Here is a 26,669-nt window from a genome sequence, read left to right on the forward strand (position 1 = left end):
GGCACAGGCTGTTTGAAAGCTCTGCTGCCACCGCGAATAACCGCAGTTGCGATCAGGCATCCGCGTAGAGCACGCTCAGGCATGCTTCCACGGTCTCCTCAGCGCTCGGCATATACGCCTTGTACAGGTTGGGGGCGTACGGTGATGGGGTATCGGCAGCGGTTACGCGGGTCACGGGCGCATCCAGGTAATCGAAGGCACGCTCCTGCACCTGCTGCGACACCTCGCTTGCAAAGCTCGTAAACGGGTTGCTCTCATCGACGATGACGAGGCGGTTTGTTTTTACAACCGACTCCACAATCGTTTCAATGTCGAGCGGCTTAATAGTGCGTGGGTCGATGACCTCCGCTTCGTAGCCTCGCTCGGCCAGCTGCTCTGCGGCATCCATTGCAAGCCAGTAGCTTTTGTTGTGCGCCACGATGGTCACGTCGCCACCGGTACGGGCCACACGCGCTTTACCAATCGGCAGCGTGTAGTCCTCATCGTCAGAGACCTCTCCCTTCAAGCCGTACATCTGTTCACTTTCAAGGAACAGCACCGGATCGTCATCGCGCACAGCGCTCTTGAGCAGTCCTTTGGCGTCGTCGGGGTTGGAAACCGATATGACCTTCAGACCGGGAAAGTTGGCGTAGATGGCTTCGACCGAGTTGCTGTGCGTAGCAGCCAGCTGTCCGGCAGCGCCGTTCGGCCCGCGGAACACGATCGGCGTACCGAACTGCCCGCCCGACATATAGCGAATATTTGCAGCGTTATTGACAACCTGGTCGAAGGCGACAAACGAGAAATTCCACGTCATGAACTCGATGATAGGCCGTAGCCCGTTCATCGCAGCCCCAATGCCAAGTCCGGCAAATCCGAGCTCGCTGATTGGGGTATCGATGACACGGTCGGGGCCAAACTCGTCGAGCATCCCTTTGCTCACTTTGTAGGCTCCGTTGTATTCGGCAACCTCCTCGCCCATCAAAAACACGTTCTCGTCGCGACGCATTTCTTCGGACATTGCTTCGCGAATTGCCTCACGTAATTGCAGTTCAGCCATCAGGGAAAAATCAGTCGTTGATTAGAATCGGTTGGGATGCGTGGCGTAGGTACGCCGGTGGTGGGAACGCGCTTATTTGAGGAAGGAGTAGTCTTCCTGCGCGTATACGTGGTCATAGAGCTCACTCTCGTCAGGGAAGTCGCTCTCCTCAGCAAACTCGATGGCGTCGAGCACAATCTGTTTCAGCTCGTCATCGATCGCATCGAGCTCGTCGTCGGTCGCGATGTCGTTTTCCGTTAGATAGCGCTGTAGGCGCACGATGGCGTCTTCGCTCTTACGGTCGTCGAGCTCGCCTTCCTTGCGATAAGAAGCCGGATCGCTAATCGAGTGGCCCTGGTAGCGATACGTACGCACCTCCAGCAGCGATGGCTGTCCGTTACGGGCCATTTCGGCATGATCTTGCACCGCCTTGTTCATGCTGAACACGTCCATCCCGCTAACCAGCGACGAGGGCATGTCGTACGAGAGCGCCTGTTTGAAGAGATCCGTCTCCGCCGCGGCACGGTCTACGGCCGTGCCCATCGCATACTGGTTGTTCTCAATGATGGTAACCAGCGGCAGGTCGTAGAGCGAAGCAAGGTTCAGCGCTTCGTGAAAGGCGCCCTGATGCACGGCTCCGTCGCCGAGGAAACATAGGCAGACATTGTCTTCGCCGCGGTACTTGTGTGCAAAGGCGATGCCGGCCCCCAGGGGAACGTGCGCGCCAACAATCCCGTGCCCCCCGAAGAGCCGCTGTTCGCGATCGAAGAAGTGCATTGATCCGCCCTTTCCACGTGAGGATCCAGTGCTCTTCCCGAAGAGCTCGGCCATTGCCGGCCCGGGCTCCAAGCCCATCGCCAGGCCGATTCCGTGATCGCGGTAGGCCGTGATCACCGAATCCTCTCCGAGACGAATGGCGTGAACCGACCCGGTCGACACGGCTTCCTGACCGATGTAGAGGTGCAAGAAGCCGGAGATGTTCTGCTTCTGGTACTGCTGGCGGCAGCGCTCTTCGAAGCGGCGCTGCAGCATCATGCTCCTGAACATTTCGAGGAGCTCATCCTCATCCGCCCCGATATCTTCGTGCGTGTATGCATCCGCCGGGTACGTATTGAAATTGTACTCCGCCGTAATTGGGCCGGATGGAATCGCAATGGACTGTTCTGTCCATGGCCCTTTGGGGGTATCTTCAGCGACACCGTCGCCAGCCGACGCGTCGTTGGCGGCGTCCTGGGCGTTGCTTTCTTCTGCTACCTCTTTACTCGATGCCATAGTCGTATGCGTATCTTCCAGGTGATGTATAGCGTGGGGCGCTAAGCCAGAAACCGTAAGCCAGCAACCGGTTGGGAAGTGGCTTGCGTATATGCCAGCCCTTTTAAGAGCCCCTGCATCGTACGGTTTCGGTTCCTTTCGAAATCAGGTGCGTTTCCTATCGATCTTTGCGGAGTTGCCGGACCGCTCGCCCTGTATGCAGCATTCGATTAAAATACAGCACCAACGTGCAGGTTGTCAACCCACCCGCATCCATCTGTGATTGCGCTTGGCCTGTGTGCCTGCTACTTTCTGCGAACATGCCCGCACTGCAACCGGCCTGCCGCACCTGCAACGTCCGCCGCTACCCGATCCTGTCGTCCTAACGACTCTTCACTGCCTGTGTCTTCCTCTACCCTGGTCATCATCCCTACATACAACGAATCCGCGACGATCGGGACCGTGTTGCATCAGGTGATGCAACAGCCGGGTGCGTTGCATGCGCTCGTGGTTGACGACGGCTCTCCGGATGGGACGGCTACGCTCGTAAAAGACGTCCAGGCCGCGCATCCGAACCGGATATTTCTGATAGAGCGCAGCGGAAAGCAAGGACTCGGATCGGCATATCGGGCAGGCTTTCAGTTTGCCTTGGAGCGCGATTATACCTGCATCTGCGAGATGGATGCCGACCTCTCACATAACCCCAACGATCTGCCCCGCCTCATTGCGCCCGTGGCCGCCGACGAAACCGACCTCGCCATTGGGTCGCGCTATGTAGGGGGCGTTCGCGTTATTGACTGGCCGCTTCCCCGCCTGATGCTCTCGTATGGGGCGGGTATGTACACGCGTGCGATCACCTGCATGCCCATTAAGGACGTAACAGCCGGGTTCAAGTGCTTCCACCGGCGCGTACCCGCCCACCTCAACCTGGAGCGCGTGCGCTCAAACGGCTACGCGTTCCAGGTCGAGATGCACTTTCGCACATGGCGCGCTGGCTTTCGCATCCAGGAGGTCCCCATCATCTTCACCGAGCGGAGCGAAGGACAGTCTAAGATGAGCAAGGCGATCGTACGTGAAGCCGCCTGGAAGGTGTGGGAACTGCGCCTGCGTGACTGGATCGGGCGGCTTTAGGATTTGCTCTTCTTTGGCCGCCGTCTGGCCATAATGGATACGGACGCGCAGCGCTGGTCTGAAGGCCGGTCGCTTCTGGATGTCGATACACTTATCCCGTGTAGCCGCCTGCAATATACGACTTGAGCGACTCTACCTCGTTTTTAGCACGCTCCGAGACGTACTTCACGCAGTCGCCAATCGATACCAGTCCGCGCAGCGTACCGTCTTCGTTCACAACAGGCAAGTGGCGGCACTTGTGAGCGGTCATAAGCTCCATGCACTCCCCGACCGTACAACGCGGCGGCACCGTAACCACATCCGTTGTCATCACCTCTTTAACCTGTGTCGTGTCAGAGGTGCGTCCCTGCAGCACGATACGCCGCAGGTAGTCACGCTCGGTGAAGATACCCGCGATTCGATCTGCCTTCATTGCGAGGATAGACCCAACGTTGTGGTCGACCATCGTTTCGATCGCTTCAAGCACGGTGGCTTCCGGCGTAGTCGTGATGACCTCGCGTCCTTTCTGGCCAAGTAAGCTTGAGACTGGAAGCGTTTCCATAGTTGATTCCCCCGGCACGCTACGTAGGGCGCTGCCGATTTAGTCAAAAAGATGAACGATCAGTGAACTTGAATGTGTAGATAATATGAGGTGGCTGTCGCATTGTTCACTGAAGTATGGAGTCGCCTGCTGTAATCCTGGGGCTTGTGCGTTCTTCGCAGCTGTAGATGCTATGTTATAGATGCCCTCTTATACATCTTTTCGAACCTGTACCTCTTCAGGCACCACCATGGTGCTCGCGTAGCACTTTTGTGAGATGGGCCGCAAGCACATGGGTATCGGGGGTGCTGATGATGACCTGCGACACGCGCTCGTCGAGGGTAAGACGCAGGGTGTTGTCATGAAGCGAAAGCTCTTCATCAAGGACGCGGCGCAGCCGGTACGATCGGGTTCCATCGCCCACGAGCAGCAGGCGGCGGTCCGTAAGGTACAGCGTGCCCTCCATGTCGACCTCCAGCCCGCGAACCGTATATTTGATATTATTGCGCTGAAATCGCTCCTGCACACGCTCTACAAGAAAACGAGCCTCGGTCTCGTAGTAGCATTCCTCGCCCCGCTTGAGCGACACCCTGCTGGTAACAGGAGTGAGCGGAGCAGCATGGACTTCGCGCTCAGCACGAAGCGCGTTGAGCATGGCTCGTTCAGCTGCAATGTCGCTTTGGCTTAGCCCAAGCCGATCTGTCAACGCGTCGACCGCCTCCTCTTCTTCCTCGGTCAGTACATGGTCTTCAACGACCGCGTCGACGACTTCTGCAAAGATAACCTGCTTCAGCGTGCTTCGTAGAGACGTGGGAACGGCGGCATCGTCTTCGAAACGGGCCACGAGATCGTCATCTACCACGTCACCGTCTTCGATCAGCCGGTCGAGTAGCAGGGCATAGCAGCGCGTGTGTAGCCACCGGCGCTGTGCAGGGCCGAGCGCGTGGTTGAGCGTATCGAGCAGGGGAGACGCGTCATTCTGGTCGATAAGGGCCTCACGTACGTTCTCCCATTCCACACGGGCAGCGCGGTTGCGCCGAGAGCGCATCCATCCAAATCGGATCGCCTCGGCCCCGGTAGCGAACAGCGCAATCCCCCCTGCTGGCGGGGCGACGACCAGCAGCACCACCGACAGCAGGAGACCAATACCTATCGTATACCCCAGACGCGGCGATAGCGATGGAAGGGCTGGCAGGTCGACTTCTGGCGGACGGGCTTCTTCGGGCGTGAACGGCGCCGGGTACGCTGCGCCCGTATCCACGAAGAGCTCTGCCTTGCCGTCGTCACGACGGGCCCGCTGCCCGGGCACAGTCTTTCCTCTACCTCGCTGCCCTTTCTTGAGGTGTTTCCGGTAATACAGGCCGTGGCGTCCGCCATGTACGTAAACACCCTTGCGGTTGAGCCCGACACGAGCGCCCGTGACCCCGGCCGAGAGGCCCATACCCCCTTTCGAGAGGTTGATGCGAAGCGGCCCCATGTTGAAATGCTTGCGGAGATAGAATGCCATATGTCGACGCGAGACAGATACTGAAGAGAGAAGAGCAGACTTTTCAATTCATACGTGGGAGCACATGGTCCGGGGCACATGGTCCCTCACTGCGAGAATACAGTCGAATACGGGTAACGAAGTCTGTTGCTGTTTCGCAATACTGCTGATCTGCAGCCATTATTTCTCCGGCATCCCCCTATGCAGACTCAACACGAAGTACGCAGCGCGCTACGACCTGTGAGCATGATTTTGAATTCGGGCCGCCCACAAAAAAAGCGCGCCGCCCAAGCGTACTGCTTGGACGGCGCGTTTACGTAGCGTGTGTACGTTTACCTTACCCCGCGGAACGGCGGCTCCGCATAGGACGGGGCTCGGTTGTTAGTTCAGCTGAAAGACAACCGGAAGCGACATCTGCACTCGTACGGCGCGGTTGCGCTGTTTCCCAGGTGTAAACCTCATCTGGCTCACGGCACGAATGGCCTCTTCTTCAAGCGTGCGATGCGGGGAGCTCAGGGCACGCGGGTTGGTTACGTTGCCTTCTTCATCGACAACAAACTGCACAACCACACGGCCTTCAATTCCAGCCCGGCGGGCAAAGTCAGGATAACTTACTTCGTCGTAGAGCGCCTCCATGCCACCGATGAGCTCAGGGCTCTCCTCAACCGCAATGAAGATTTCTTGCTCCTCTTCTTCCTCTTCCTCCGGGGCAGGCGGTGGCCCGGTATCAAGGGCTTGGTCGAGATCGAGGCTGCTGTCCCAGTCAATATCCTGATCTTCGATGATCTCGTCGTTAGGTACCTCAAGCGGCACCGGCGGACGCGGGGGCGGGGGCGGCGTAACCTCCTGCTCGGTCTGCTGGATCTCTTCCATCTCAACGACATCCTGCTCTTCGAGCATCACCTGGAAGTCGCCTCGGGAGTCGTAGTTCAGGTTGAACGCTCCAACGAGGATAAGCAAGGCAACGACCATGCCGATCTGTATGTAGAGCGGATAGTCGCGTTGCAGATCCGCTTCGGGCTTCTTACGAGATGTCATAGTGGGTATTCTGTCGGGAAAACGCGGTACGAATGGGCTTTGCCCTATTTGAATGTTCGATGAGGGGTTACGGAACGGTTGCACGTATGTTTCGCGTGTGTTTGCTCGCTGGCCTACAGCTGTGCCCAGTGCATCGGTACATTGCGTGTGATACATTGCGTGCGTTGCATGCCAGGCATCCAAGGTGTCTAAGGCAACTTGCAGACCAGGGTATCGTAAATAGTTGCAGATTCAGATGCGCCTGCACTCTTGAGCGCCTGTTCGCCTCTTTCTGCCTAGGCCCCTGCTATCCCTCGCCATGTCTGACTCGTCGCGCCGCCCGCTGCTGGATACGCTGAAACTCCTCGAAGATCACCTCGACAAGGTCCCGGGGCGTCTGCTCGGGAAGGTGCGCGACGGCATCGCTGAACTGCGCGCGCTGCTGCTGGAAAAACGCGCGGCCCGGTTCGCGCTGGTCGGACGTCGCGGGAGCGGCAAGTCGTCGCTCATCAACGCGCTCTTTGGGGAAGAGGTCGCAACAGTCGGCCACGAGACCGCCCAGACGGGAGCGGCGCAGTGGTACACCTACGAGAGCGCGCTCGGCACCATCGAGATGCTCGACACACGCGGGCTACAAGAGGGGTCAGATCCGAATGAGGTGGATGCGGCCGCCTCGCCGGAGGCCTCGATCCGCGCGGCCATGCAGGAGACCGCACCGGATGTGCTGCTTTTTCTCATTAAAGCACAGGAGGTTGATGCCGCGATCGATGCCGACCTGGAGGCGCTTTCGTCGCTCGCGCACGACGCGAAGCAGCTTCACGGGCATCTGCCTCCTATCGTGGGTATTGTGACACACTGCGATCTGGTTGAGCCGCAATACGTGCAGCTGCACCGTCCCGAAAATGAGGACCCGGATGAGCTCGATGAGAAGATGCAGCGCATCGAGACGATCCAGACCCACCTCACCGAGAAGATGCAGTCGTACCCGACGCTGGCCGACGCGGTGCTGCGCACGTTTGGCGTGGCGCTCTATCAGTCGTGGGACGCGACCGGGCGCCGACGGGCTGATACGCGGTGGAATGTCGAAGCACTCGTGGAATACCTCATCACGCAGCTCCCCGACGAGGCACAGGTCGAGTTTGCGCGTCTCTCGCGCATGCAGGCCCTGCAAAAACAGCTCGCAAACCGCCTCACACAGAGCACTGCAGTCGTGTGTGCCGGTATCGCCGCCACCCCAACCCCCGTTGCAGACATCGCCCCGATCACCACCGCGCAGGTGCTTCTCGTCATGTCGGTTGGCTACCTGGGTGGGCGCCGTATGGACATGAGCGCAGCCCGCGAGTTTCTGACAGCCGCGGGCGTGAACGTCGGCGCCGGATTCATGCTGCGCGAGGCCGCCCGCGCATTGGTTCAGTTTGTGCCGGGATACGGACAGGCCGTGTCGGCCAGTGTGGCGTATGCGGCTACGCTGGCGATCGGCAAAACCGCCACGCTCTACTTCATTACCGATCAGCAGGGCGACATGCAGGCGCATTTCGAGTCGGCGCACGAAGAGGCGCGGCGGGCTGCCGAAGCCCGCAACCTCGACGCCCTGATCGACGATCAGGGGTCATCGAACGGCTCCCACACAGGCTCTTAGACGCTTGTGCTATTCATCAGGCACTACTCTTCCACGGCGCTACTTTCCGCGGCGCTATGCCCCATCTGGGTCGTTGGTGTAAGCAAAGTACAGAAACGCGATGAAGTCGTAGAGCGCATGCACCAGAATCGGGACGGTGAGCCCTCCTGTGTACATGTACAGCGCACCGAGGTAGGCCCCCATGATCGTGGCGATGAGTGCATATGCTGGGGTGATCCAGTGGCAGACGCCGAACAGGATGCTGGCTACGATCAGTGCGCCCCACGGACCCAGCGGCGCAATGAACTCGGCTTGCAGCACGCCTCGGAAGAGCAACTCCTCGCCCACACCTGCGGCAATAGCAAGCACTGCCATGCCCGAGATTCCCCCGTACCGGAGCAGCGGCGCCAGAAACGAGCGCACGTGCGCTTCGATCTTGCGCATCCAGGGGGCCTGCACGCGCACCATGATTAGCAGAGCCGCCACCAGCGGACCCGTAGCCACCACACTCGTAATGAGCAGATCGGTCGACCATGTTAGCTCCTGTAGAAGCGGCAGTCCTCGCCAGTAGGCCCAGGCAAGCGCTACCGCTGCCAGCATCCACTCGAAGACAAACCCGGTAATGAACATCATACGCCCCTCAGTATCGGGGCGCGCCGGGTTATCGTCAGGCGACGGTAAGTTGGAGGATTCGGCGTGCGTTTCCATGCACAGGTGTATTTATGGTGTAGGATCGCGTATCGATGTAGCGTATCGACGCGGTGCGCTGCTCCTACGAACAAGCCTGCACGCGGTTGTTACCCCGAGAGAGGCGATCCAGAACACCCCTGATTGCGCGGCACAGATGCGCTGGTGCGGAGGAACCGCACGTTTGTGTGACGCAGGCAACTTTGCGAATCGACTACCGGTTTACGCGTTGATTTCCGCTGTGCGTATCCGTTCGCATCCCCCTGTTTTCTATGCCTACCTTTTCCGCTTCTGCGTTTCAGCGCCTTACCGGGCTCGAATCGCGTCCGCAGCCCTCGGTGATTCCGACGCGATTGCCTGTTGTTATGATGCACGGGTTTGGCATCGGCGGATCGCTGCGGCGGGGCGGCCACCTGCATGAGCAGGCGATGTACCTGCGGATGCGGGGCGTGCGCGCCTATGCGCCGAACGTATCTCCGTACAACACGGTGCGGGCACGCTGCCAGACGTGGCAAGCCCACATTGAGCACATTCTGGAGGAGACCCGCTCCGATACCGTCACGGTCATTGCACACTCCATGGGCGGACTCGATGCACGCTTCCTCATTGCACAGATGGGGATGCACGAGCACATTAAAGCGCTTGTGACGGTATCGACGCCCCATCGAGGTTCGACACTGGCCAACCTGGTGTTGAAGCAGCCGGATGCGGTGCGCTCCTGGCTCGCAGATATTACCGACTGGATGGGCACTCATATCATTGAAGACGGCTCGGCCAACTCGCTCCAGACGGTGCGCGAGCTCACGCCGTCGTTCATGAAGCACAGCTTCAACCCAAACGTGCCCGACCACCCGGACGTGACGTACTGGTCTTATGCGGGTCAGGCGGGACGCGACACGTCGGTGCCTCTTACACCGCTACTGCGCTACTTCAACACGCATCTGTACGAGCGCGAGGGCATCAACGACGGATTTGTCTCGGTCGACAGCGCCCGGTGGGGCACCTTCAAGGGCACGGTAGATGCCGACCACGTGCGCCAGGTCGGCATGGATGCCGGGTTTGGCGGGGCGAACTTTGATGCGAATGCCTTCTACGCACAGATTGCTACGCAGCTGTGTAACGCGGGATGGTAGCAGGCCATGCGGTGTCACTCCGGCAGACGTTTCTTTCTCCATCCTGCTTGCATTTCGGAAAGAGCCGCCTCGCGGGCTCTTGTGAGGTCTCTCCCATTTGTTGGTTGGCTCTGGATCGTTCGACATGCGCGACAGGGACGTGAACAGGGACATGACGTGTGGTGGAACGGGTCCTGAAAGAGATCTTGCACTCTATGCAATGGAAATATCACTGCAATAACGGGTATTTGTGGTGGGCTTTTTTGAGGCCTTCGGTCGTGCGAAAAGCCCACGATATCCGGTGTATATGTCGTCTCGCAGGTTGCATACACTTTCTTTACAATAACGGATTCAACAGGGTGAATGTCGTTTGCCGGGGCGGTACAGTGGTCCTACCTCCGGGTGTCGGTGCGGCATATGAGCCTGGCCTCCGACGGACGCACAAACATGTTAGGAGTTACGCACTTGAGGGTAGGATGTAAGTTGGATCCGTCAAATAGGCCCGGATGGCCTCCCGAATGATGGCCGTTTTTGACTCGTAGAAGCTGATCGCTGTCTCCACGCGGTGTAGTTCCAGCCGCAAAAAAGCGCGGATCGACATCTGAATGTGATTGTGCTGCGCCTGGATGCTCTGGCATTGCGAGCGCTCGGCCCCACAATATTGCTTGAGCCTGCGGTGATAGGTCTCTACGCCCCAGGCGCGGCGTGCAAGCTGCTTGCGCTTCGCTTCGGGCATCTCCAAGTCGTTGGTCGCCCAGTATTGCAGTTTTTGCGTGCCCCCATCTTCCGCGTTGGCATCTTCCGCGTTGGCATCTTCCGCGTTGGCATCTTCCGCGTTGGCATCTTCCGCGTCTTCGTCTGTGGAGACGGTCCGGAAGACCTTGACAAAGCCGAATCCCTTCAAGTGCACCGTCCGTCCCGCTTCGGGAATGGTAATCTCCTGAATCTGTCGGTTGAAGGTGTCGTCGGGATTGACTTTCCGGTTTTTCTTCAGCCGCGTGAGAAATGTCCATCCCAGATCTCGAACCGTTTTTAGGTTGTCCAACCCACTGTACCAGCTGTCGAACAGGACGTGTTTGGGCTCAAACCCTCGTTCAGCGGCGGTGGCGGCCATCTCACGAAAGTGCTCGTTCTTCGTCTTCCCGTCTTTCTCGTAGAGACGAAAGTCACAAGGCACGTGGGGCTCCTGCTTTTCTTCCTCCAACTGCCCTTCTTCCAACTGCTCCTCTTCCAACTGCTCAGGCAACGACGGATTCGAGGAGCCCCGCCACAGAAGCGTCAGTAAATTGATGCCTTTGACCACATCCTTGTGCTTGCCGCTCCAGTGCCAGGTAACATGCTCAATCTTGTTGGCGTAGGGCTTATCCAACGTCGTATCGTCGAAGATCAACAGTCCCTCGTCTTTTTCCACGACCGGCTCCGCTTCCTGCCACAACGCCTCCGTATCTGGAGGCCGTCTCTGCAACAGGCGGGTGAAGGCGTCGTGCGCCGGAGCATTCTTCCCTTTGGGATACGAGCGGGACGCTTCGGTGCAGGTAAACTCCTTCTGCGCGGCAATCAGAAAGTGGATGTAGTCGAGGTCGTCGACTTTGGGAGGATTCATCGGGAGACCTTAAATCGGCATTGTAAAGCGTGGATAACTTGAAACTACAAAAATTATTAGGCAACTGCGTAAGTCCTACATGTCTGATGTGGCACGGGCCACAGAATGACTGGTGTACATGCCACCATCCAGGTCGTCGAAAAAACGCAGTTGCTTTATCGATCGATGTTGGTAAACGCTACATGCGTTTTGATGAGCTCTACCTTGCATATCTGTCTTCTTGATGAGCAGCTCCTGTTCATCATATTCAGCGGTACCCTTCTGGGTTGAGCAATCCGACGACTCAAGGGGGATTGTCCTCATTAGCGTAGATGATATCCACTTGGAACCGATAGGAACTCCGTTGAGGGGGGTAAAAGCAAACTGCAAACGTACACGCGGCCAACCGCTTCGCGCACCTCGTTAAAGAACGGTTTCTTACTGTGCATCGGTCTAATCCGTTGGTACCGGCCACACCAAACATCGGGTACTGCCGACCGCGTTGTTCGTCATATTAGGTATTGCATGGGAAGAGGGTCAGTGCCCGAATGACATTCGTTCACATCGACCGGCTTACCCTGCAGGCAGGCAGACTGAGCTGCTACGATGGTTTGGTTTCTCTGATCGCGTTACGAGTTACATTCACCAACCGATACACGGCCTACCATGAATAACCCGAAGAAAAAAGAACAATCTCCGTCGCAAAAGGGAAAAGACAAAAATCCCATGAGCGAGAAAGATAGAAACAAGAATCCCAAGAGCGAAAAGGGGAGAAAAGACAAACGCCCTATGACTGAGAAGAAATAAAGACGGCTTTGCGGCTGGTTTAGGAATCTTTACTCACGTATTTAACTCCCTCCGACGACTCGAGTTGGAGGGAGACGTGAGTTCTCGGAATCACAATAGCAATGTTCAAAAATAATGTAGATGTACGCGCAGACATGATTTTATAAATGTAAAAAACAGTCTGATATGAGTTTTCTTGTGTTGATTCTAATCGTGTTTTTGATTCTTGCTGTAGTTGGGGGAGGTGCTGGCTACAGAAGTGGAAATAATGTACTTGCTGGAGGTGGAGGTGTCGTTGGACTTGTTCTCATCGTCGTCCTAATCATGTTTTTGACTGGCAATATATAGCTCTGGCTCTGTAGAGCCTTTGAAGGAAACTACTGGAGGAGCAAACGTGCACTGCGCTCTTTTTTCGTGCTCACTCGCCCATACTCCATAAACCAATAAAGCATGTCGACTGATATTACACCGTTCTATCGAGCGGCTGTGTCTCCTATTTTTCTTTTTCTACAACCGACCTTTTGCTCATGCGACTTCTTCCGTTAAGTGCATCGCTCATAATTGCTTGTCTTCTACTGACCGTACCGCAGGCTCATGCTCAGCGCAATCTGGATCTCAAGATCGGTCCTCGGGTAACCATCGACGTAGCTGATATCGACGAGACGGCGATTGGGGGCACCATCCGTGTTACCGGTGAAGGTTTTCCTCTTCAGGCAAGCGGTGCGTTCGACGTCTACGCGTCCGAAGACGATGCCACGATCTTTACCGTCGACCTGAACGCCCACTACCTGATTGACCTCGCGCGATGGTTCTCGCCTTATTTAGGGGCTGGAGGTGGGGTCACGCGCATTTCGGGACGAACCGGGCTCGGTAGCGAAACAGATCTGGGGTTAAATCTGGTAGGCGGCCTCGAAATCGATGTGCAGATTATCACTCTATTTACTCAGTCCCAACTCACGCTCGGAAGCACCTTCGACCGGCTTGGTTTCTCTGCCGGATTTCTTGTCAAGATATGACAGCAATTTGACACCAAAACCGGCCAAAGCATTACAATCGTGTCTCTGCGAGACGTACGCGGTTGGTATTATTCGGCCGTTATGTTTCTCTTTCCTCCTCTTTCGAAGAGGCATCGAAATCAATCATTACGTCTTCCCCGAACAGCGTTTTGTTAGCTGCATGGTACTGAGCGGGCGTATTTACGTGAAACCGAAGCCCGGTCTGTCGGGGCATCGTGAACGCCTCTACAGGATACCGCTGCGCAAGCGCGTCAATAAAGCGTCCAAGCGTATCCGCGTCGCGGCCCTGTTCGAGATAGGGCGCCACGTAGCCGAGTGCTTGCGGCGTGAGCAGATAGCAGGCCGGGCTGGTCCACACGGAGGGCGGATCGTCAGGGGCATGCACGAGGCCCTGCACGCGAATGGCATTCATACGATCGGCATTCACAGAACCGGCATCGTCAAGATCGAAGACGCTGGTATGCGTCCGCTCGTCTGCATCCTGTGAGAAGAGGGCCAGCGCCTGACTCTGTTCGTGGTTCAGAAAGCGCTCGACCATCGGCCGGAGCACAACGCGAAACAGGCTGTCTCCGGCTGCCACCAGGGCTGGCTGTTCGGTGCCAATGCACTCCAGAACGGCATGCAGATCGCCGACTGCTCCCAACCGCTCTTCGCTGCTACGCACCCCGTTGTTGTGCAGCTGCAGATCTATACCGTGCGCGTTCATCGTTGGCTGCCACTCAGACTGCCACGCCGCAAAAGCCGCTGGATGCCGGTCGTTGATCGCCACATGGATGAAATCCATCTCCGGCCAGCTGATGACCTGTTCGATAAGGTAGTCCACGATCGGCCGCCCCGCAACCTTTAGGAGCGGCTTCGGGGTATCGTCTGTGAGCGGACGCAGACGCGTGCCAAATCCAGCAGCAAGTATAATCGCGCGCATGGACCTGGACGTGGGGATGATGAGCAAGCATAGTCGAATTATGGGACGGGACTGGCACTACCCGGGGTCTCACTCCCCCACCACCAGCCGTTCCGTGGCCGTACGCCCCCGCGTCTCGGGGCGGTACATGAGCTCGGCCTCTACGGCCGGGTGCACAAACGTGCCGCTCGTGGTGGCGCGCGCCACGTAGCGGTAGGTGTGCGTGCCGCGCCGAAGGTAGTCGGCAAAGAGCAAGACCCGCGTATCCTGCTCCTCGGTGTGGTTGAACGAACCCCACCAGCGATCCTGTCCGGTGTCGGCATCGCGAAGCAGCCCGGTATCCGTCGTTTCAAACGCGCTATTCAGCGTTTCCAGTCCAGCAGGCAGCGGGTCATCGACGACCACGTAGTTGCGATCGGTTGGGCTGTTCAGGCGCAGCGTGACGCGCACGAGGCTGCCTTCTGCGATCTGGCGCATGCCGTCGGCGTTGGGATTGAGCGTGCGTGCGACTTCGCCATCTGTGTCCAGCAGTTCGAGGGTGCGCTCTACGCGTAGCCCTTGCTCGCGGGCCTCCACCGGAGCGGTCGTTGCTGTCTCCAGGCGGGCGGTGTAGTAGAGGCGTCCGGGGCCGTCGTCTTTTTGGATGCGGATCGGCGTCTCACCGTCGGGCAGATCGGATTCAGGAACGATCACGTTCCGCGTGTCGAGCGTGCGGGTGCGGAAGGCCGCGGTCAGAATCTCACGTCCGGCCAACTCGACCGTCGCCGCAAAGTCAGGTGTTTCGGCTTCGTAGGCCTCGACGTAGCGATCGAAGGCTTCTACCACAGCGGCGTTGTCCTGGGTGGAGGTCCAGTGTCCCTGTGTGCGTTCGTCGATCAAGTACTGCACCATGCGCTGTGCCAACGGCTGAAAGTCGCTCGATGCGTCGTGCACCAGGAGCGCCGAGAGCCCAAACGCGGTGGCACGGGCATCGCTGGCGAAGATCCAGCCGAAGCGGTTGTCGTCGGGTGCCGCAAGATAGGCCTGCGTCGATTCAACGCGGATCTGGGCGCGCAGCCGGTCGGCAATGGCGGTGCGGCGGGATGCGAGAGCGGCGCTGTCGGTGGTGTGCAGGGCGCGCAGCAGGTAGCTGAGTCCGTCGGGCGAGTTCGGTGGATTGTCGGCAAGCACCGAGAGCTCCGACGTGACCACGCGCCCGTGGCGGGCCAGCGCGTAGAGCATCAGCGCGCGGGTGTCGGCCCAGACGGCGCTGCTGTAGTAGTCGGGACGATCACTCGGGTTGCGCACCCATTCTTCGAGCGCGTCGAGGGCGTTTTCGGTGAGGGGCTGCGGCACATCATATCCGGCTTCGTCGGCCTCGGCCAGCGCCAGCGCTACGTATCCGGTAAGATACGGCTGCGCGGTTGAACTGCCGGGCCACATCGCAAAGCCGTCGCCGGTCCAGAAGCGGCTGAGGTCGTCGCGCCAGTCGGCAATAGCTGCATCGCGACTGTCGAACGGCAGCGCCAAACCAAACGCATCCACCAAACCCGGTGCCAACAGCAGCGGACGGATGCGCGAGGTCTGCTGTTCGATGCATCCGTATGGATACGTGAACAGGTGCTCCAGCGCGCCGTCGAGTCCGGTGAGCGCGGTGGAGGCCAGCCGCACGTCGAGTTGGCCAGTACCGGGCACGCGGTCGGGCGGCGGACGCAACGTTTCGGTGGCGGTGCCCTCGGTCGAGGCGAAGGTGGCCTGCACGTCGGTGGTCGTGCTGCGCGTTATGGGCAGGGGGATGCGCAGGGCATCCGTTTCGCCGTTCATCTGGGCGCGAAACGCCACGCGGGCGGTGTCGGCAGCAGGCGCTTCGGCGCGGAACGTAACCGCCTGGGTGGCGCCCGGTGCCAGCGTCACGGACTGCGTGATGGTTTCAGAGAGCGCCAGGTTCTCGGCGTCGATCTGCACCTCGGCGGTGCCTTCGGTATCGGTGCGATTGGTGACGAGCACGCGCGCCGCGAAAGTGTCGCCCTCGTGAATAAAGCGCGGCAGTCCCGACTGCAGCACCAGCGGCTTGGTGACGGTGATGTCGGTCTGCCCGTTGCCAAACTGATGCGTGGGTGTGTGCCCGGTGGCCATCAGGCGCATGGTGGTGAGCTGCTCGGGCAGTTCAAATGAGAGCTGTGCCCGGCCCCGGCTGTCAGTTTCTACGGCAGCATCCCAGTGTGCAAGCGGCGAAAAATCGGTGCGCATGGACTCCTCGCCGCCTCCTCCACCAATCGGCATCGCTGACTTGACGACGTTGTCATCGCCTGAACGTTGCTTCACAATCGCGGAGCGCGTTTCGGTGGTGGTTACGCTGAGGGGACGCGTGCCGTAGAACGTGTCGAACGGATCGGGGAGCGCGTAGCCGATGAGGTTGAGCACGCCCGCGTCCGCCGCGCTGAAGGTGATCTCGCCCGGCACGCCCTGTCCGGTGTCATCGCGAAGCTGCATATCCACCGTAACGGTGTCGCCGGGACGGTAGGTGTCGGTGTCGGGTTCGATGTCTACGAAGATGCGACGTTCGCTCGCATCCACCGGAAGCTCAACGTATCCCACCCGAAACGCAGGCGCTCCCGGATCGGCAGTGGCTTGTGGAGGCGCAGTGCGTTCGTTGAGCAGGATGACACTCGCGTACACGTTGGGCAGGTAGTCGTCTTCGATGTCAATCTCGATCTGCGGGGCGCTGCCCGTGAGCGTTTCCACGCGGCTGTGCAAGATGCCGTCACGCTCGATGGTGATGAGCGCGGTGGCTTCCTCGAAGGGCGAGGGCACCATGATGCGTGCGGTTTCACCGGGCGCGTAGGTGTCTTGATCGGATACAAGCTCGATCTGATCGTCGTCTTCGCGCTGCCAGGCTACGTAGCCCGACCCGCTGGCGTAGACGGTGGCCTCGGTCTTCAGGGCGTTGCCGCGGATGTCGGTGGCGGTGGCGCGCACTTCGTAGAGCCCACCCTGAGGGATGGTAAAGGCGGCGCGCTGGGCGGTGTCGGACTGCGAGGTGAGGGTGGTATCGGCCACGGGCACTTCGGTCTCTTCGCTGCGCCAGGTCATCCGTCCGTCGGAGCCGACCTCGCGCACGCTGTTCCACTCTTTGCGCACCAGTTCCACATTGATCTCATGGTCGCCCTCGGGCCGCCCGTTCGGATCAACGGTGATGAGATCGACGGTAAGCGCATCGGTCTCGCTCATGTCGAGATACGAGGTAGAGGGCTGCACACCGATGTAGAACTGCCCTGGATGCACCATCGTGGTGGTGCGCCCAGCGATTTCTTGCTGGGCAGCGTCGGTGACGCGTCCCGTCCACGTAAGACGCATGGGGTGGCCGTCGGCATTGCCTTCAGTGGGCACGCGCACCGAGACGTCGCTGTCGGCGCTGAGCGTGGTGTCTTGCTCCAACAGGGTGTTGTAGTCGTATCCGCTCATCGGACCGAACTGGTAGTCGTCGTATCCGGGCGGCTGGTGGCGCGTGCTGCTCTGGCGCACACGGAGAAAGGCGGATGCGCCGGGCAGTCCGGCCCCGAAGAGGTAGCGCGCCGAGAGCGTACCTTCAAAGAAATCGCCTGCTACGTACGCATCAGCGGCGCTGCTGGCCTCGACGGTGAATGCCGCCTGGCGGAACGACTCGATCTGAAACGTGCCGCTGGCGATGCCTTCGCGGTTCCAGCGGCGCTCGGCGGTAAGGGTGGTATCGTCGACCAGCCCCACCTGCACATCGTAGTCGCCCTGTGCGGCGCCACGGGGAGCGCGCCAGGTGGTGTCGAAGCTGCCCAGGTCGGAGGCGGTGAGCCGTTCATCGAGCACCACCTCGTCACGCGGGTCGTGCACAACCATTCGCAGCGAGTCGGTGATGGGCTGCCAGTCGCGATCGGTGCGGCTGCGCAGGATGCCTTTGATATGCACCGTATCGCCCGCCTTGTAGAGGCCGCGGTCGGTGAAGATGGTGCCGGTACGCGTAATCGGCTCGGGACGCCAGCTGCTCTGAATCCCAAACCGATACGCCTGGATTCCACTTCCGTACTCGCTGCTGGTGAAGGCGAGGTCCCCCTCGTGCTCCACAATCGCAAAGAGATCGGGCACGCCCTCGCCCGGATCGTCGAGCAGCTCCGTCCAGCCAGGAAAGTCGGCACGTCCGTCGGCACCGGTGGTGCCCGTCCACAGCACACGGTTGTCGCGGCTGCGGATTTCGACTGCGGCATCGGCAACGGGCTCGGCCTGGTCGAGCGTGGTAACGAGCAGCAGGCTCTGGTGCGGACTAAACTTGGCGGTGAGGCCCAGATCGGTGTACTGAGCCAGCCCGCGATGCGTGCGCGAATCCTCGGCGTCGCGGTCGTGATTAAGCTGCCAGCCCACAACGCCGCGATTGTCGGTGAGTAGCGAATCGAAATGCAGCGGCGTGATGCGGCGCTCGGTGCGTGATTCGTCGAGCGTCCACGTGCGCTGAAACGGCACCGGATCTCGTGCGTCCTCGCGGTGTGGGCGGTCGTACGTGTAGTAGGCCGGCACAATCTCCTCGCGCGAAATCACCTCCGCGCCAATCCGCACGTCCGTCACATTCACATAGCGTACCGGCAGGGCGCGTTCCTGGTTGGATTCGACAACCATTGCGCCCTCCGGCACTTGTAGCGACGGCGCGTAGGCGCGCGTCTCGAACGTGCGTTCGGTTGCCGGAAGCGTCTGCCCGAAGCGATCGGTGAGGTTTTCGATGCGGAGCGTGTAGTTGGTTTCGGCTTGCAGCGGCACGGAGATCGTGTGCTCGGTGGAGGTATAGCTGTCGCGTGCGCCGGTACCGGGCGGCCACTCGATGGCGGGCTCCATCGAGAGCGCCGCGCGCAGATCGCCGAAGCGCACCGGCGTGCTGAAGAGCAGCGTGAGCCCCTGGTCGGGCGCAAAGCGACCCTGGTCGTCGGGATACTGCCAGCTGGATTGGTCGAGCGCCTGCAGCGCAAGCGGCGGGTAGGTACGAAACTGGATGCGCATGGCATCGGCTGTGCCCAGCGGTCCGGCGGTGGTGGGCAGGCCCGCAGCGGCCGTGAGCGCGTACTCGGTGCCCTGTGCGAGCTCGGCGCTGAGGGGCAGCACCAGCGTGCTATCGCCGTCGTTCTCGGCAAGGCCAATGGGCAGGCGGTCGGAGTCAAGGAAGCGCTGTGCGGCCGTGGCATCCACCGGCAGATTGAAGCGCAGGCGCAGCGGCTGGTCGAGCGGGGCAAAGCGCTCCCCATCGGCGGGCGTGGTGGACACGATCTGCGGACGCACCGTCTCGAACGTCCAGGTGTACGGCTCCTGCATCTGATCGCCTTCGGTGGACGTGAGCACCGGATGCACGGTAACGGTGAACTGCGTAGCTGGCGGCAAGTCCTGCTCGGGCGTAAACACGAGCGTCTGCGTGCCCTCCCACCGGAAGGTGCCGTCAACCGCAGGCTCGACGGTGAGTGCTGAATCGGGCGGTGCCTCGGTATCCCCCAGGGCCACCATGGGTCGGCTAAACGTGGCGGTGATGGCCTGGCGCGGCTGGTACCGAGTGCGTGTGCCGCGTGGGCTCACAGCCAGCAGGCGCAGCGGGCCGTCGAGCGTGGGCGTAAAGCGCTCGGTTACAGCGCGGTCGCTCAGGGATTCGGGGGCCTCGCTGGTCGAGGAGGAGGACCCCCCGCATCCTCCAAACAACAGACCGATCAGAATCCCGCTGAGCACCACGATCCAATCAAAACGAAGCGGCATGAATATAGAGGTCGGTAGAGCGTAGGCAACAGGTTAATTGCAATGTAGCACGCGCATCCCTCGAATGCGAACAGCTTGCGTTCACACCTGCACTTTGCACGTGCTTGGGAGCGCTCATCGCCTCCTACGCTCTAACGATAGCTCCTCTAACGACAGCGCGGCCCACCCATCAGCATGCCCTGCACGTCGTAACTCGTTCCCTGCAAGCGGCCTGAACGTCCAATAGGCACCAGATGCGCTTCGAAGCGTCCGCCAAAGAACGACGGCATGCCGGCCAGCGGATAGACCGTGAGCATGCCTGTCTGCAACTCAAGCGCTTCCGAGAGGCGCGGCTGCTTGCGTGTGCCAGCTGCCCCCCCTGTTGGCGACCGGATTGGCTCTTCAATGGCTTTCATGAGGCGTCCGTACATGCCAAAATCAGTCGTTTCGAGGGTGTGTGCCCCGGGATCATCAAAGCGAAGTGTGGTCTGCATGGTGCCGTCGTCGAAGGTGCCTCGCAGTTCAAGGTGCTGCATCCCATGTTCGTTGGACTGCCACGACTGAATCGTCCCGGTAACGCATTCTGATATGGGATGCGCAGGAGCCCGGCGTCCGCTTCCAGGCAGCGTGCCGTCTACGTACGCCACAAACGAGCACTGGTCGAGCTCGGTCATCGCAATCTCGAACTCGTTGAGGCAGCTGAACGTCTCGTTTTCCTCCTCGGCGTTAATGACCATCCAATCGTATCGGCGGGGCGAATCGGGACGGGCACGCAGTCCGGTGGTGGATATGCTTTCGGCGGTGACCGTGACGGGAAAGTCGTCCTCGTTGTTCGAGGTCTGCACCGTTGCCGCATGGCCCAGGTTGTCTATTGGGGTCACCATGTGCCCGGGCGTGTCAACGCTCCACTGGAGCTTCTCGTTGTTGGCATAGCGCACACGTCCCCGCAAGTCGACCGCCTCGCCCGGAGACACCTGCATCGACATTCGCGCTGTGGCTCCTGAGGCGGTTGCGATGCGCACGTCAATCGCCTCGGTGTTCACGTCGATGTCCTGGAACGGAACCGCCGCCAGGCATCCGCTGCTGCCTGGCTCAACGAGTTCAGCAGCCACACAGACGGTAGCCCGGCCGCGGCCTTCCCGAATCACGTTGAACTGCTGATGCGCAATGCGCTCGACCACTTCGCGGCCCAGCGTGCCCGGACGCGAAATCGTCCAGGGCTCGTCCGTCACGTCTACCGGACCAAACGTACAGCCCGGGATCTGAAACGCCTGCGATTCTACGTCAGGAATCAGATTACCCGCCCCCACCCCTGTGGCCTCTTCAGACAGATCGGACTTCCATTTATCTTGGATCGGGACTCTTCGAAAGAGGGATTCGATGGCTTTTCCGCCGCCAATGGCCCATGTCACATCGGCCGCCACCTGGCTAAAATCGAAGCGCTGGCTGTATGCGTTGATCTCAGCAGCCGTCCAGGTCACATCCATCACCTCATCGTCTTCCCAGAACGCATAGGGCCCGTCGTGCTCAACGCGCAGTCCACCCAGCTCGCTCGGGTAGACGGCATGCATCATTTCGTTCATGGCGCTGATGAGGGTAGTATGCAGTCCCATTGCGTTGGTCAGCGATACCGCAGCGGCCCGTGACCCGGCAGCGCCTTTGGGACCCATGAATGCCCCAACTGCAAGAAGCGCCACCTGGGCGTTCTCGATCCACGTACCCATGTCGTCGAGCACCTCAATATCTTGCTCGGCAGCACGCTGTGCAGCAAAGTAGCCTTGCAATTCTGCCGCGGTTGGGCTGTAGAATGGCGTGTCGCAGCTATTCGATGCGTGTTCTGCCGTGGCGTATCTTGGCCGATAGCGGGCTCGGTTCGCAGGGGACTGCCCAAACATAGACGAAGCATCGGCCAGAAGCGGGCGCGCTCGGTTGAGTATCTGCCGGTGCCCCGTAGCGTCTCGAAAGAAGGCATCGCCCTGCGGAAGCACCGGGCGCCCTGCTGTGCCGGTTGTGGTGCCCGCTGCGTATATCGCCTCGATGACCGTCCATTCCTCGGGCGTAATGTAATCGCTGTACGAGGCATATGACAGCGCCTCACGCAGCGGCGGACGCTCCTCCGATCCCTGCACCAGGCGCGTTGCCATAATCAACGGTCGCTGGTGATACAGAGCGGTCTCAATAGCTTCTGCCCCCAGATCGGCGCTTGCAGCGTCTTGGTGTACCGCAAACATTTCCGCTTTCGTCTCCAGGTCATCTACAACCTGGTTGAAGAACCCAGGGGCTTCTTCCAGCGGCTGAATTGCAAATGCAAAGGCATCGCAGTCGCTGAGGGTATCCATGAACTGCATCTCCACCTGAATGGCCCTCAGCGAAAATGTGGGGTTGACCGGCGCCTTCATCACGAATGTGTTGGAGGCCGTGCGCTCTGCCAGGGTGCGCCCAGCCGACTCGCCGTCGATGAGCAGATTCAGTCGAATGGGGCCGTCAATGTCGTCGGGGATGCCGCGGATCTCGATCAGCGTGAAGGGGCGCGCCTCGTACTGGGAGAGCCGCACCCGGTCGCAGTCAAGCTGCTGGGGAGCCGCCCGATCTACTTCTGTGCTTGTGTGGTCCAGGGTCTCTACCTCCTCACGCAACTGACGAAAGAAGTCCGTCGCCTCTTCGAGGGTGCGGTCGAGTTCCAACGTGTCGGGCCGCACCGTGTGCATAGCTGCGTGTCGATGGCGCTCGTTTTCCGCCGCGGTAACGGCCGGGGCCGTCCACGCTATGGCCCCGAAGCAGAGCATTGTCCAAAACACACCTACTGCATGCCGTGTGTATCGTATACCGTCCATAAGCTACCTATGAAGAAAAATCGTCTACAAAGAACGGCCCCAGGGCCCATGCCGAATAGCGCCTAATCTACAACACGGTTTTTTGAGATGCGAGCGGACATGCCGCAGAGCAACGGTCTACACGTAGCTTGAAGGACGTGCCGAGATGTATGCTCAGCATACACCTTGTGGATCTTGCCCTGATGCCATGCCGTCGCATCTCATCCGTTGTGTCGCATGCATTCCCTGGACTGAACACCCGCTCATGGCTTCCTCTGAAACTGCTTCGCCCGACGGCTCCCCCGCCGACTGGACCGGCATGCTCGATTTTCTGCGCCGCGCCGAAGCCCTCAAAGATACGCTGCGCTCCAGCTACACGCAGGACGGACGCCCCGAGAGCGTAGCCGCTCACACCTGGCGCCTCTGCCTGATGGCGATGCTCTTGCATGATCGGTTTCCAGAGGTGGATGGCATGCGCCTCATCAAGATGTGTCTGATCCACGACCTGGGTGAGGCCATTCATGGCGACATCCCCGCGCCCGAGCAGTCCGATACCGGCGACAAGGCGACCCAGGAACGCCGCGACGTTCAGGCACTCATTGCGCCGCTGCCCGCGCATCAGCAAAACGAGTTTATGGCGCTGTGGGACGAGTACGAAGCCGCCACTTCGCCGGAAGCGCAGCTTGCGAAGGGCCTCGACAAGCTCGAAACGCTGCTGCAGCACACGCAGGGCGACAATCCACCCGATTTCGACTATCGCTTCAATCTGGAGTACGGGCGCGCCTACACCGATGCGCATCCGCTGCTCGCTGAAATCCGCACCGTCCTCGATACCGAAACCGCACGACGTGCCGAGGAGAACGAGTAGCGCAGGCTGCATCCTGGACACAAAAGCTTCTTTTCACCGCCAGAGACGTTCGTGCCAAGGCCCCCCAGGCTTCGGCTACGGTCCTCCCACGTAACCAACCCGGAACAGGCATCACACAAGGAATCTGTTGATCTCCCGTGTGCGTGTTGCAACATACGAACTCACATACTCCACTCGTAGTGCAGACCACCAACCGTTATGTCTACAACCGCTGCCTCCGACACGCCCACCATTCGCCTACGCCGCAGCGACGAGCGTGGGTTTGAGGACTTCGGCTGGGCCGACAACTGGATGACGTTCTCCTTTGCCAACTACCACGACCCCGAGTGGGTGCACTTTGGCCCGCTGCGCGTCATGGTCGAGAATCACATCCAGCCCCACGAAGGCTTTAGCGCGCATCCGCATCGCGATGCCGAGATCCTGACGTACGTATCCTCCGGTACGCTCACTCACGGCGACAACCAGGGCCACACCGCCGAGGTGAACGCAGGCGAGATGCAACTCATCAGCGCCGGAAGCCGCGGCATGGTCCACTCCGAAGAAAATCTGCACGACACCGTCGAGCACAATTACCAGATGTGGCTCGTGCCCGACCGCCCCGGCACCGACTTCTACTACGGACAAAAAAAGTACACACCCGCTGAGCGCCAGGGGCAGCTCCGGGGCTACGTCTCGCCCGACGGACGTGGGGACACGGTGCCGATTAACACAGATGCGTTCGTGTATGCGGGGCTCTTCGCTCCGGGCGACACGACCACGCATCCCCTCGACGCCGGACGCGGCGCCTGGCTACAGGTCGTTGATGGCGAGCTCACCATAGAAACTGGCCCCGACGCCCTCATCCTACGCTCGGGCGACGGCGTAGGACTTACCCACATTGACGCGCTTACCCTTACTGCCACAGCCGACAGCGAAGTACTCCTCTTTGACGTCCGCATGAACGTTCCCCGCCTGTGGACATAGCCCACAGGCATCTTGCACGCCCCGGTTAGCTCTCCCCGTAGATATCGGTCAACACGCCTGCGATGCGGACGCCTGCCTGCAGCAGCCGCTTCTCCACAATGTACATGTTCTCGTTACGATACGTCCAGCCGATCTCGTGATTCTCGGGCACGTCGTAGACCGCGTCGCGGTAGCTGACCGACTCCTCGGCCCAGCGGCGCACCGTAGCCTGCTGCCAGGCCGCCACCTGCTCGTCGGTTGCCAGATTGATGGCATTAGCCCATGTCTCATGGTCGTCGCTCCACGACACCAGCATGCCCGTGTCCCACACGCGGTGCAGGTTCGACGCCTCGCCCAGCCAGCAGACACGCACGTCGTTGCCACCGCCGTCCTCGCCCGTGCCCACATGCAGCGGCTGGTGGATGTCCCCGATCATGTGAATCACCATCTTCAGATGCTCACGCTCGGTCTCTGCATCGAGTCCCCCCGCCTTCAGCGCCGTAATCTTCCGCTCCAGTGCCGCGATGATGTCGCCATTCGGATTTTTATGTGCCTGGTCGTAGGTCGTGTCGGGCGGAATCGTCACCCAGTGCCAGTCGGCGGTGTGCCGAAACGCATCGGTCGGGCGCACGCGGTCCATCCACGTGGTCGCCTCCACCAGCGACTCCTCACCCAGCACATCCTCGACCGTAGCGAGCACGTCATCCGACAGGTGCTGCCGGGCAATCTCTCCCGTTACGTAGTGGCCAACCCGCCCCCACATCTCCGAGGCCATAACCGGACTCGCGGCGACCAGTCCAAGCGCGAGTGCTGCGATGCAAAAGATACGTGTGCTGTGCGTTCTCATCCGTGTGGCTCGTCTGTGGATATCAAGAAGTAGGCGCCAAGAATAGGCGCGTGTGCTTTGCTCTGTGGCTATTCAGGGGAGAGGCGCAGCATCCTGTGTTATGGGTAGCGTTGCTGCCGGGCCTCCGGTTGAGCGTATCCCGATAGAACGCCGTTTCCATCGGCGTACGGCCTTCGCTTGTGTGCCTGTGCAGATGCTATACACCCACGCGATGCCCCTTTGCCCTGGGCCCTTTCATACGCCGGCCCCGCAACGCCTCGGCCTCGCAACGCCTCAGATCACCCCTCTCACTATTCCTCGTTCGCCGTCTCTTCCCGGTAGACCGCCCGGATGCAGCGCGACAGCGGAAGCGGCCAGTCGTCGCGGGCATATTCCTCAAAGTCCGGAATACGGCTCACCTCTGCCAGCTCATCCACCGCAGTGCCTGCCTGCACGCCCTCAACAACAAACCCGCGCAGTGCCGCCAGGAAGTCCCGCATCTGCAGCAGGTCGCCGCGTCCCCCGGTAATGCCCGCATCGGGCGCGCCATGCCCGTGGATCAGGATCGTGTCGTCGTCGAAGAGCGCATGCATCGTTTCGAGCGTGTCGATCCAGCCCTCTGTTGAGGCGCCCCCATCAATATCGATGAACGGATACACCCGGTTGAACACCAGATCGCCCATGTGCGCTACGTTGGCCTCTTCGAAGTGCACCACCGTATCGCCCCCTGTGTGCGCGGCCCCATTGTGATACAGCCGGATCGTCTCATCCCCGATCGTCTCCGACCACGCTTCATTGTACGTCTCGCTCGGATACGTAAGGCTATCGGCCTCATCCGCGTCGGCTGCGGCGCGCTGCAGGTCGGGCACGTTGGCATGGGCAACGAGCCGGTCGGTTTGTGCGGCAAACACGCCATTGCCCGCCGTGTGGTCGCCGTGGTGATGCGTGTTGATGAACAGATCGAGTCCGCGGTCGGTGCGCTCGGCAATGCCGTTCCAGCAGCGCTCCGCCGAATCCGGAAACTGCGAATCGACCACAACGACCGCCCCGTCACGCACAAGCCACCCGATGGTGCCCCCTTGCGCGGTGAAGGTGCCTACCCCTCGCCGGAGCATCTCAAAGTCTGAGGCGGTCGGTGCAGGGCGGCCCCGCAGCAACGTGGGCAAAAACGGAAGCGCCGCCGCACTGGTACCTGCAATGCGAAGAAAAGAACGTCGTGTGTGCATGGGTTTGTCGGCGATCTGGTTGGAGAATCGTTAGGATGTACAAGGCACCTCTGATGTTACGCCAATCAACTCAATACATCCCATGCCGATCCCGGCTCTACCCTACCGTCTGCTGCACGTGACGTGCAATCACCTGTCGAAAGTGAAAGCCCTT

General features: G+C 60.1%; 20 protein-coding genes. 8 read left to right on the forward strand and 12 right to left on the reverse strand.

Translation table 11 applies throughout. From position 1 onward, the window contains the following. Window positions 1-52 precede the first annotated feature (52 nt). Window positions 53-1,039: a pyruvate dehydrogenase complex E1 component subunit beta gene (locus ACZ48V_RS10845; RefSeq protein WP_464539043.1), complete on the reverse strand. Its 987-nt coding sequence runs from the start codon at window positions 1,037-1,039 to the stop codon at window positions 53-55. A 72-nt stretch (window positions 1,040-1,111) separates the two neighbouring features. Further along, a complete protein-coding gene (gene pdhA, locus ACZ48V_RS10850) occupies window positions 1,112-2,290 on the reverse strand; it encodes a pyruvate dehydrogenase (acetyl-transferring) E1 component subunit alpha (protein WP_464539045.1) in 1,179 nt (392 codons plus the stop codon). A 381-nt stretch (window positions 2,291-2,671) separates the two neighbouring features. Between pdhA and ACZ48V_RS10855 the strand changes: the two genes are divergently transcribed. After that, the gene (locus ACZ48V_RS10855) at window positions 2,672-3,400 is read left to right on the forward strand and encodes a polyprenol monophosphomannose synthase (protein ID WP_464539047.1); all 729 of its coding nucleotides are present in this window, start codon (window positions 2,672-2,674) and stop codon (window positions 3,398-3,400) included. A 91-nt stretch (window positions 3,401-3,491) separates the two neighbouring features. On the opposite strand, the gene ACZ48V_RS10860 is transcribed toward ACZ48V_RS10855, so the two are convergent. The 3 genes from ACZ48V_RS10860 to ACZ48V_RS10870 all read right to left on the reverse strand — a co-directional run bounded on the left by ACZ48V_RS10860 (window position 3,492) and on the right by ACZ48V_RS10870 (window position 6,444). Further along, window positions 3,492-3,941, reverse strand: a complete 450-nt coding sequence (locus ACZ48V_RS10860; RefSeq protein ID WP_464539049.1) for a CBS domain-containing protein — start codon at window positions 3,939-3,941, stop codon at window positions 3,492-3,494. 217 nt (window positions 3,942-4,158) lie between these two features. Then, window positions 4,159-5,427: a DUF4236 domain-containing protein gene (locus ACZ48V_RS10865; RefSeq protein ID WP_464539051.1), complete on the reverse strand. Its 1,269-nt coding sequence runs from the start codon at window positions 5,425-5,427 to the stop codon at window positions 4,159-4,161. Window positions 5,428-5,787: 360 nt separating this feature from the next. After that, window positions 5,788-6,444: an energy transducer TonB gene (locus ACZ48V_RS10870; RefSeq protein WP_464539053.1), complete on the reverse strand. Its 657-nt coding sequence runs from the start codon at window positions 6,442-6,444 to the stop codon at window positions 5,788-5,790. A gap of 298 nt (window positions 6,445-6,742) precedes the next feature. On the opposite strand from ACZ48V_RS10870, the gene ACZ48V_RS10875 reads away from it, so the two are divergent. Continuing rightward, entirely contained in the window at window positions 6,743-8,062 is a 1,320-nt protein-coding gene (locus tag ACZ48V_RS10875; protein ID WP_464539055.1) for a GTPase family protein, read from the forward strand. A gap of 54 nt (window positions 8,063-8,116) precedes the next feature. Here the strand turns inward: ACZ48V_RS10875 and ACZ48V_RS10880 are convergent, their stop codons facing one another. Then, on the reverse strand, window positions 8,117-8,749 hold the full coding sequence (locus tag ACZ48V_RS10880; protein WP_464539057.1) for a lysostaphin resistance A-like protein: 633 nt from the start codon (window positions 8,747-8,749) through the stop codon (window positions 8,117-8,119). Between the two features lie 251 nt (window positions 8,750-9,000). Here ACZ48V_RS10880 and ACZ48V_RS10885 point away from each other — a divergent pair, with 251 nt between their 5' ends. Next, window positions 9,001-9,861, forward strand: coding sequence for an esterase/lipase family protein (locus ACZ48V_RS10885; RefSeq protein WP_464539059.1), 861 nt, complete (start codon window positions 9,001-9,003; stop codon window positions 9,859-9,861). Window positions 9,862-10,297: 436 nt separating this feature from the next. Here the strand turns inward: ACZ48V_RS10885 and ACZ48V_RS10890 are convergent, their stop codons facing one another. Beyond that, the gene (locus ACZ48V_RS10890) at window positions 10,298-11,443 is read right to left on the reverse strand and encodes a transposase (protein WP_464538259.1); all 1,146 of its coding nucleotides are present in this window, start codon (window positions 11,441-11,443) and stop codon (window positions 10,298-10,300) included. 645 nt (window positions 11,444-12,088) lie between these two features. Here ACZ48V_RS10890 and ACZ48V_RS10895 point away from each other — a divergent pair. The 3 genes from ACZ48V_RS10895 (at window position 12,089) to ACZ48V_RS10905 (ending at window position 13,224) form a co-directional block, all read left to right on the forward strand. Next, window positions 12,089-12,229, forward strand: a complete 141-nt coding sequence (locus tag ACZ48V_RS10895) for a hypothetical protein (RefSeq protein ID WP_464539061.1) — start codon at window positions 12,089-12,091, stop codon at window positions 12,227-12,229. Window positions 12,230-12,394: 165 nt separating this feature from the next. Continuing rightward, window positions 12,395-12,556 (forward strand): DUF3309 family protein, encoded by a 162-nt coding sequence (locus ACZ48V_RS10900; protein ID WP_464539063.1) that lies wholly within the window; start codon window positions 12,395-12,397, stop codon window positions 12,554-12,556. A gap of 179 nt (window positions 12,557-12,735) precedes the next feature. Continuing rightward, complete coding sequence (locus tag ACZ48V_RS10905; protein WP_464539065.1) at window positions 12,736-13,224, forward strand: outer membrane protein; 489 nt, start codon at window positions 12,736-12,738, stop codon at window positions 13,222-13,224. 79 nt (window positions 13,225-13,303) lie between these two features. Here the strand turns inward: ACZ48V_RS10905 and ACZ48V_RS10910 are convergent, their stop codons facing one another. The 3 genes from ACZ48V_RS10910 to ACZ48V_RS10920 all read right to left on the reverse strand — a co-directional run bounded on the left by ACZ48V_RS10910 (window position 13,304) and on the right by ACZ48V_RS10920 (window position 22,548). Then, window positions 13,304-14,146: a nucleotidyltransferase family protein gene (locus ACZ48V_RS10910; RefSeq protein ID WP_464539067.1), complete on the reverse strand. Its 843-nt coding sequence runs from the start codon at window positions 14,144-14,146 to the stop codon at window positions 13,304-13,306. A gap of 69 nt (window positions 14,147-14,215) precedes the next feature. Next, window positions 14,216-19,861 carry an alpha-2-macroglobulin family protein gene (locus ACZ48V_RS10915; protein ID WP_464539069.1) on the reverse strand — a complete coding sequence of 1,882 codons (5,646 nt, stop codon included), beginning with the start codon at window positions 19,859-19,861 and terminating at the stop codon, window positions 14,216-14,218. 146 nt (window positions 19,862-20,007) lie between these two features. Then, window positions 20,008-22,548 carry a hypothetical protein gene (locus ACZ48V_RS10920; protein WP_464539071.1) on the reverse strand — a complete coding sequence of 847 codons (2,541 nt, stop codon included), beginning with the start codon at window positions 22,546-22,548 and terminating at the stop codon, window positions 20,008-20,010. Between the two features lie 370 nt (window positions 22,549-22,918). Here ACZ48V_RS10920 and ACZ48V_RS10925 point away from each other — a divergent pair, with 370 nt between their 5' ends. Both ACZ48V_RS10925 and ACZ48V_RS10930 read left to right on the forward strand, forming a co-directional pair. Continuing rightward, a complete protein-coding gene (locus tag ACZ48V_RS10925) occupies window positions 22,919-23,521 on the forward strand; it encodes an HD domain-containing protein (RefSeq protein ID WP_464539073.1) in 603 nt (200 codons plus the stop codon). A 198-nt stretch (window positions 23,522-23,719) separates the two neighbouring features. Further along, window positions 23,720-24,484: a pirin family protein gene (locus tag ACZ48V_RS10930; protein ID WP_464539075.1), complete on the forward strand. Its 765-nt coding sequence runs from the start codon at window positions 23,720-23,722 to the stop codon at window positions 24,482-24,484. 25 nt (window positions 24,485-24,509) lie between these two features. On the opposite strand, the gene ACZ48V_RS10935 is transcribed toward ACZ48V_RS10930, so the two are convergent. Beyond that, the gene (locus ACZ48V_RS10935) at window positions 24,510-25,310 is read right to left on the reverse strand and encodes a S1/P1 nuclease (protein WP_464539077.1); all 801 of its coding nucleotides are present in this window, start codon (window positions 25,308-25,310) and stop codon (window positions 24,510-24,512) included. Window positions 25,311-25,600: 290 nt separating this feature from the next. Beyond that, window positions 25,601-26,515 (reverse strand): MBL fold metallo-hydrolase, encoded by a 915-nt coding sequence (locus ACZ48V_RS10940; protein ID WP_464539078.1) that lies wholly within the window; start codon window positions 26,513-26,515, stop codon window positions 25,601-25,603. Between the last annotated feature and the right edge of the window lie 154 nt (window positions 26,516-26,669).

It is taken from the genome of Longimonas haloalkaliphila, from assembly GCF_055379825.1.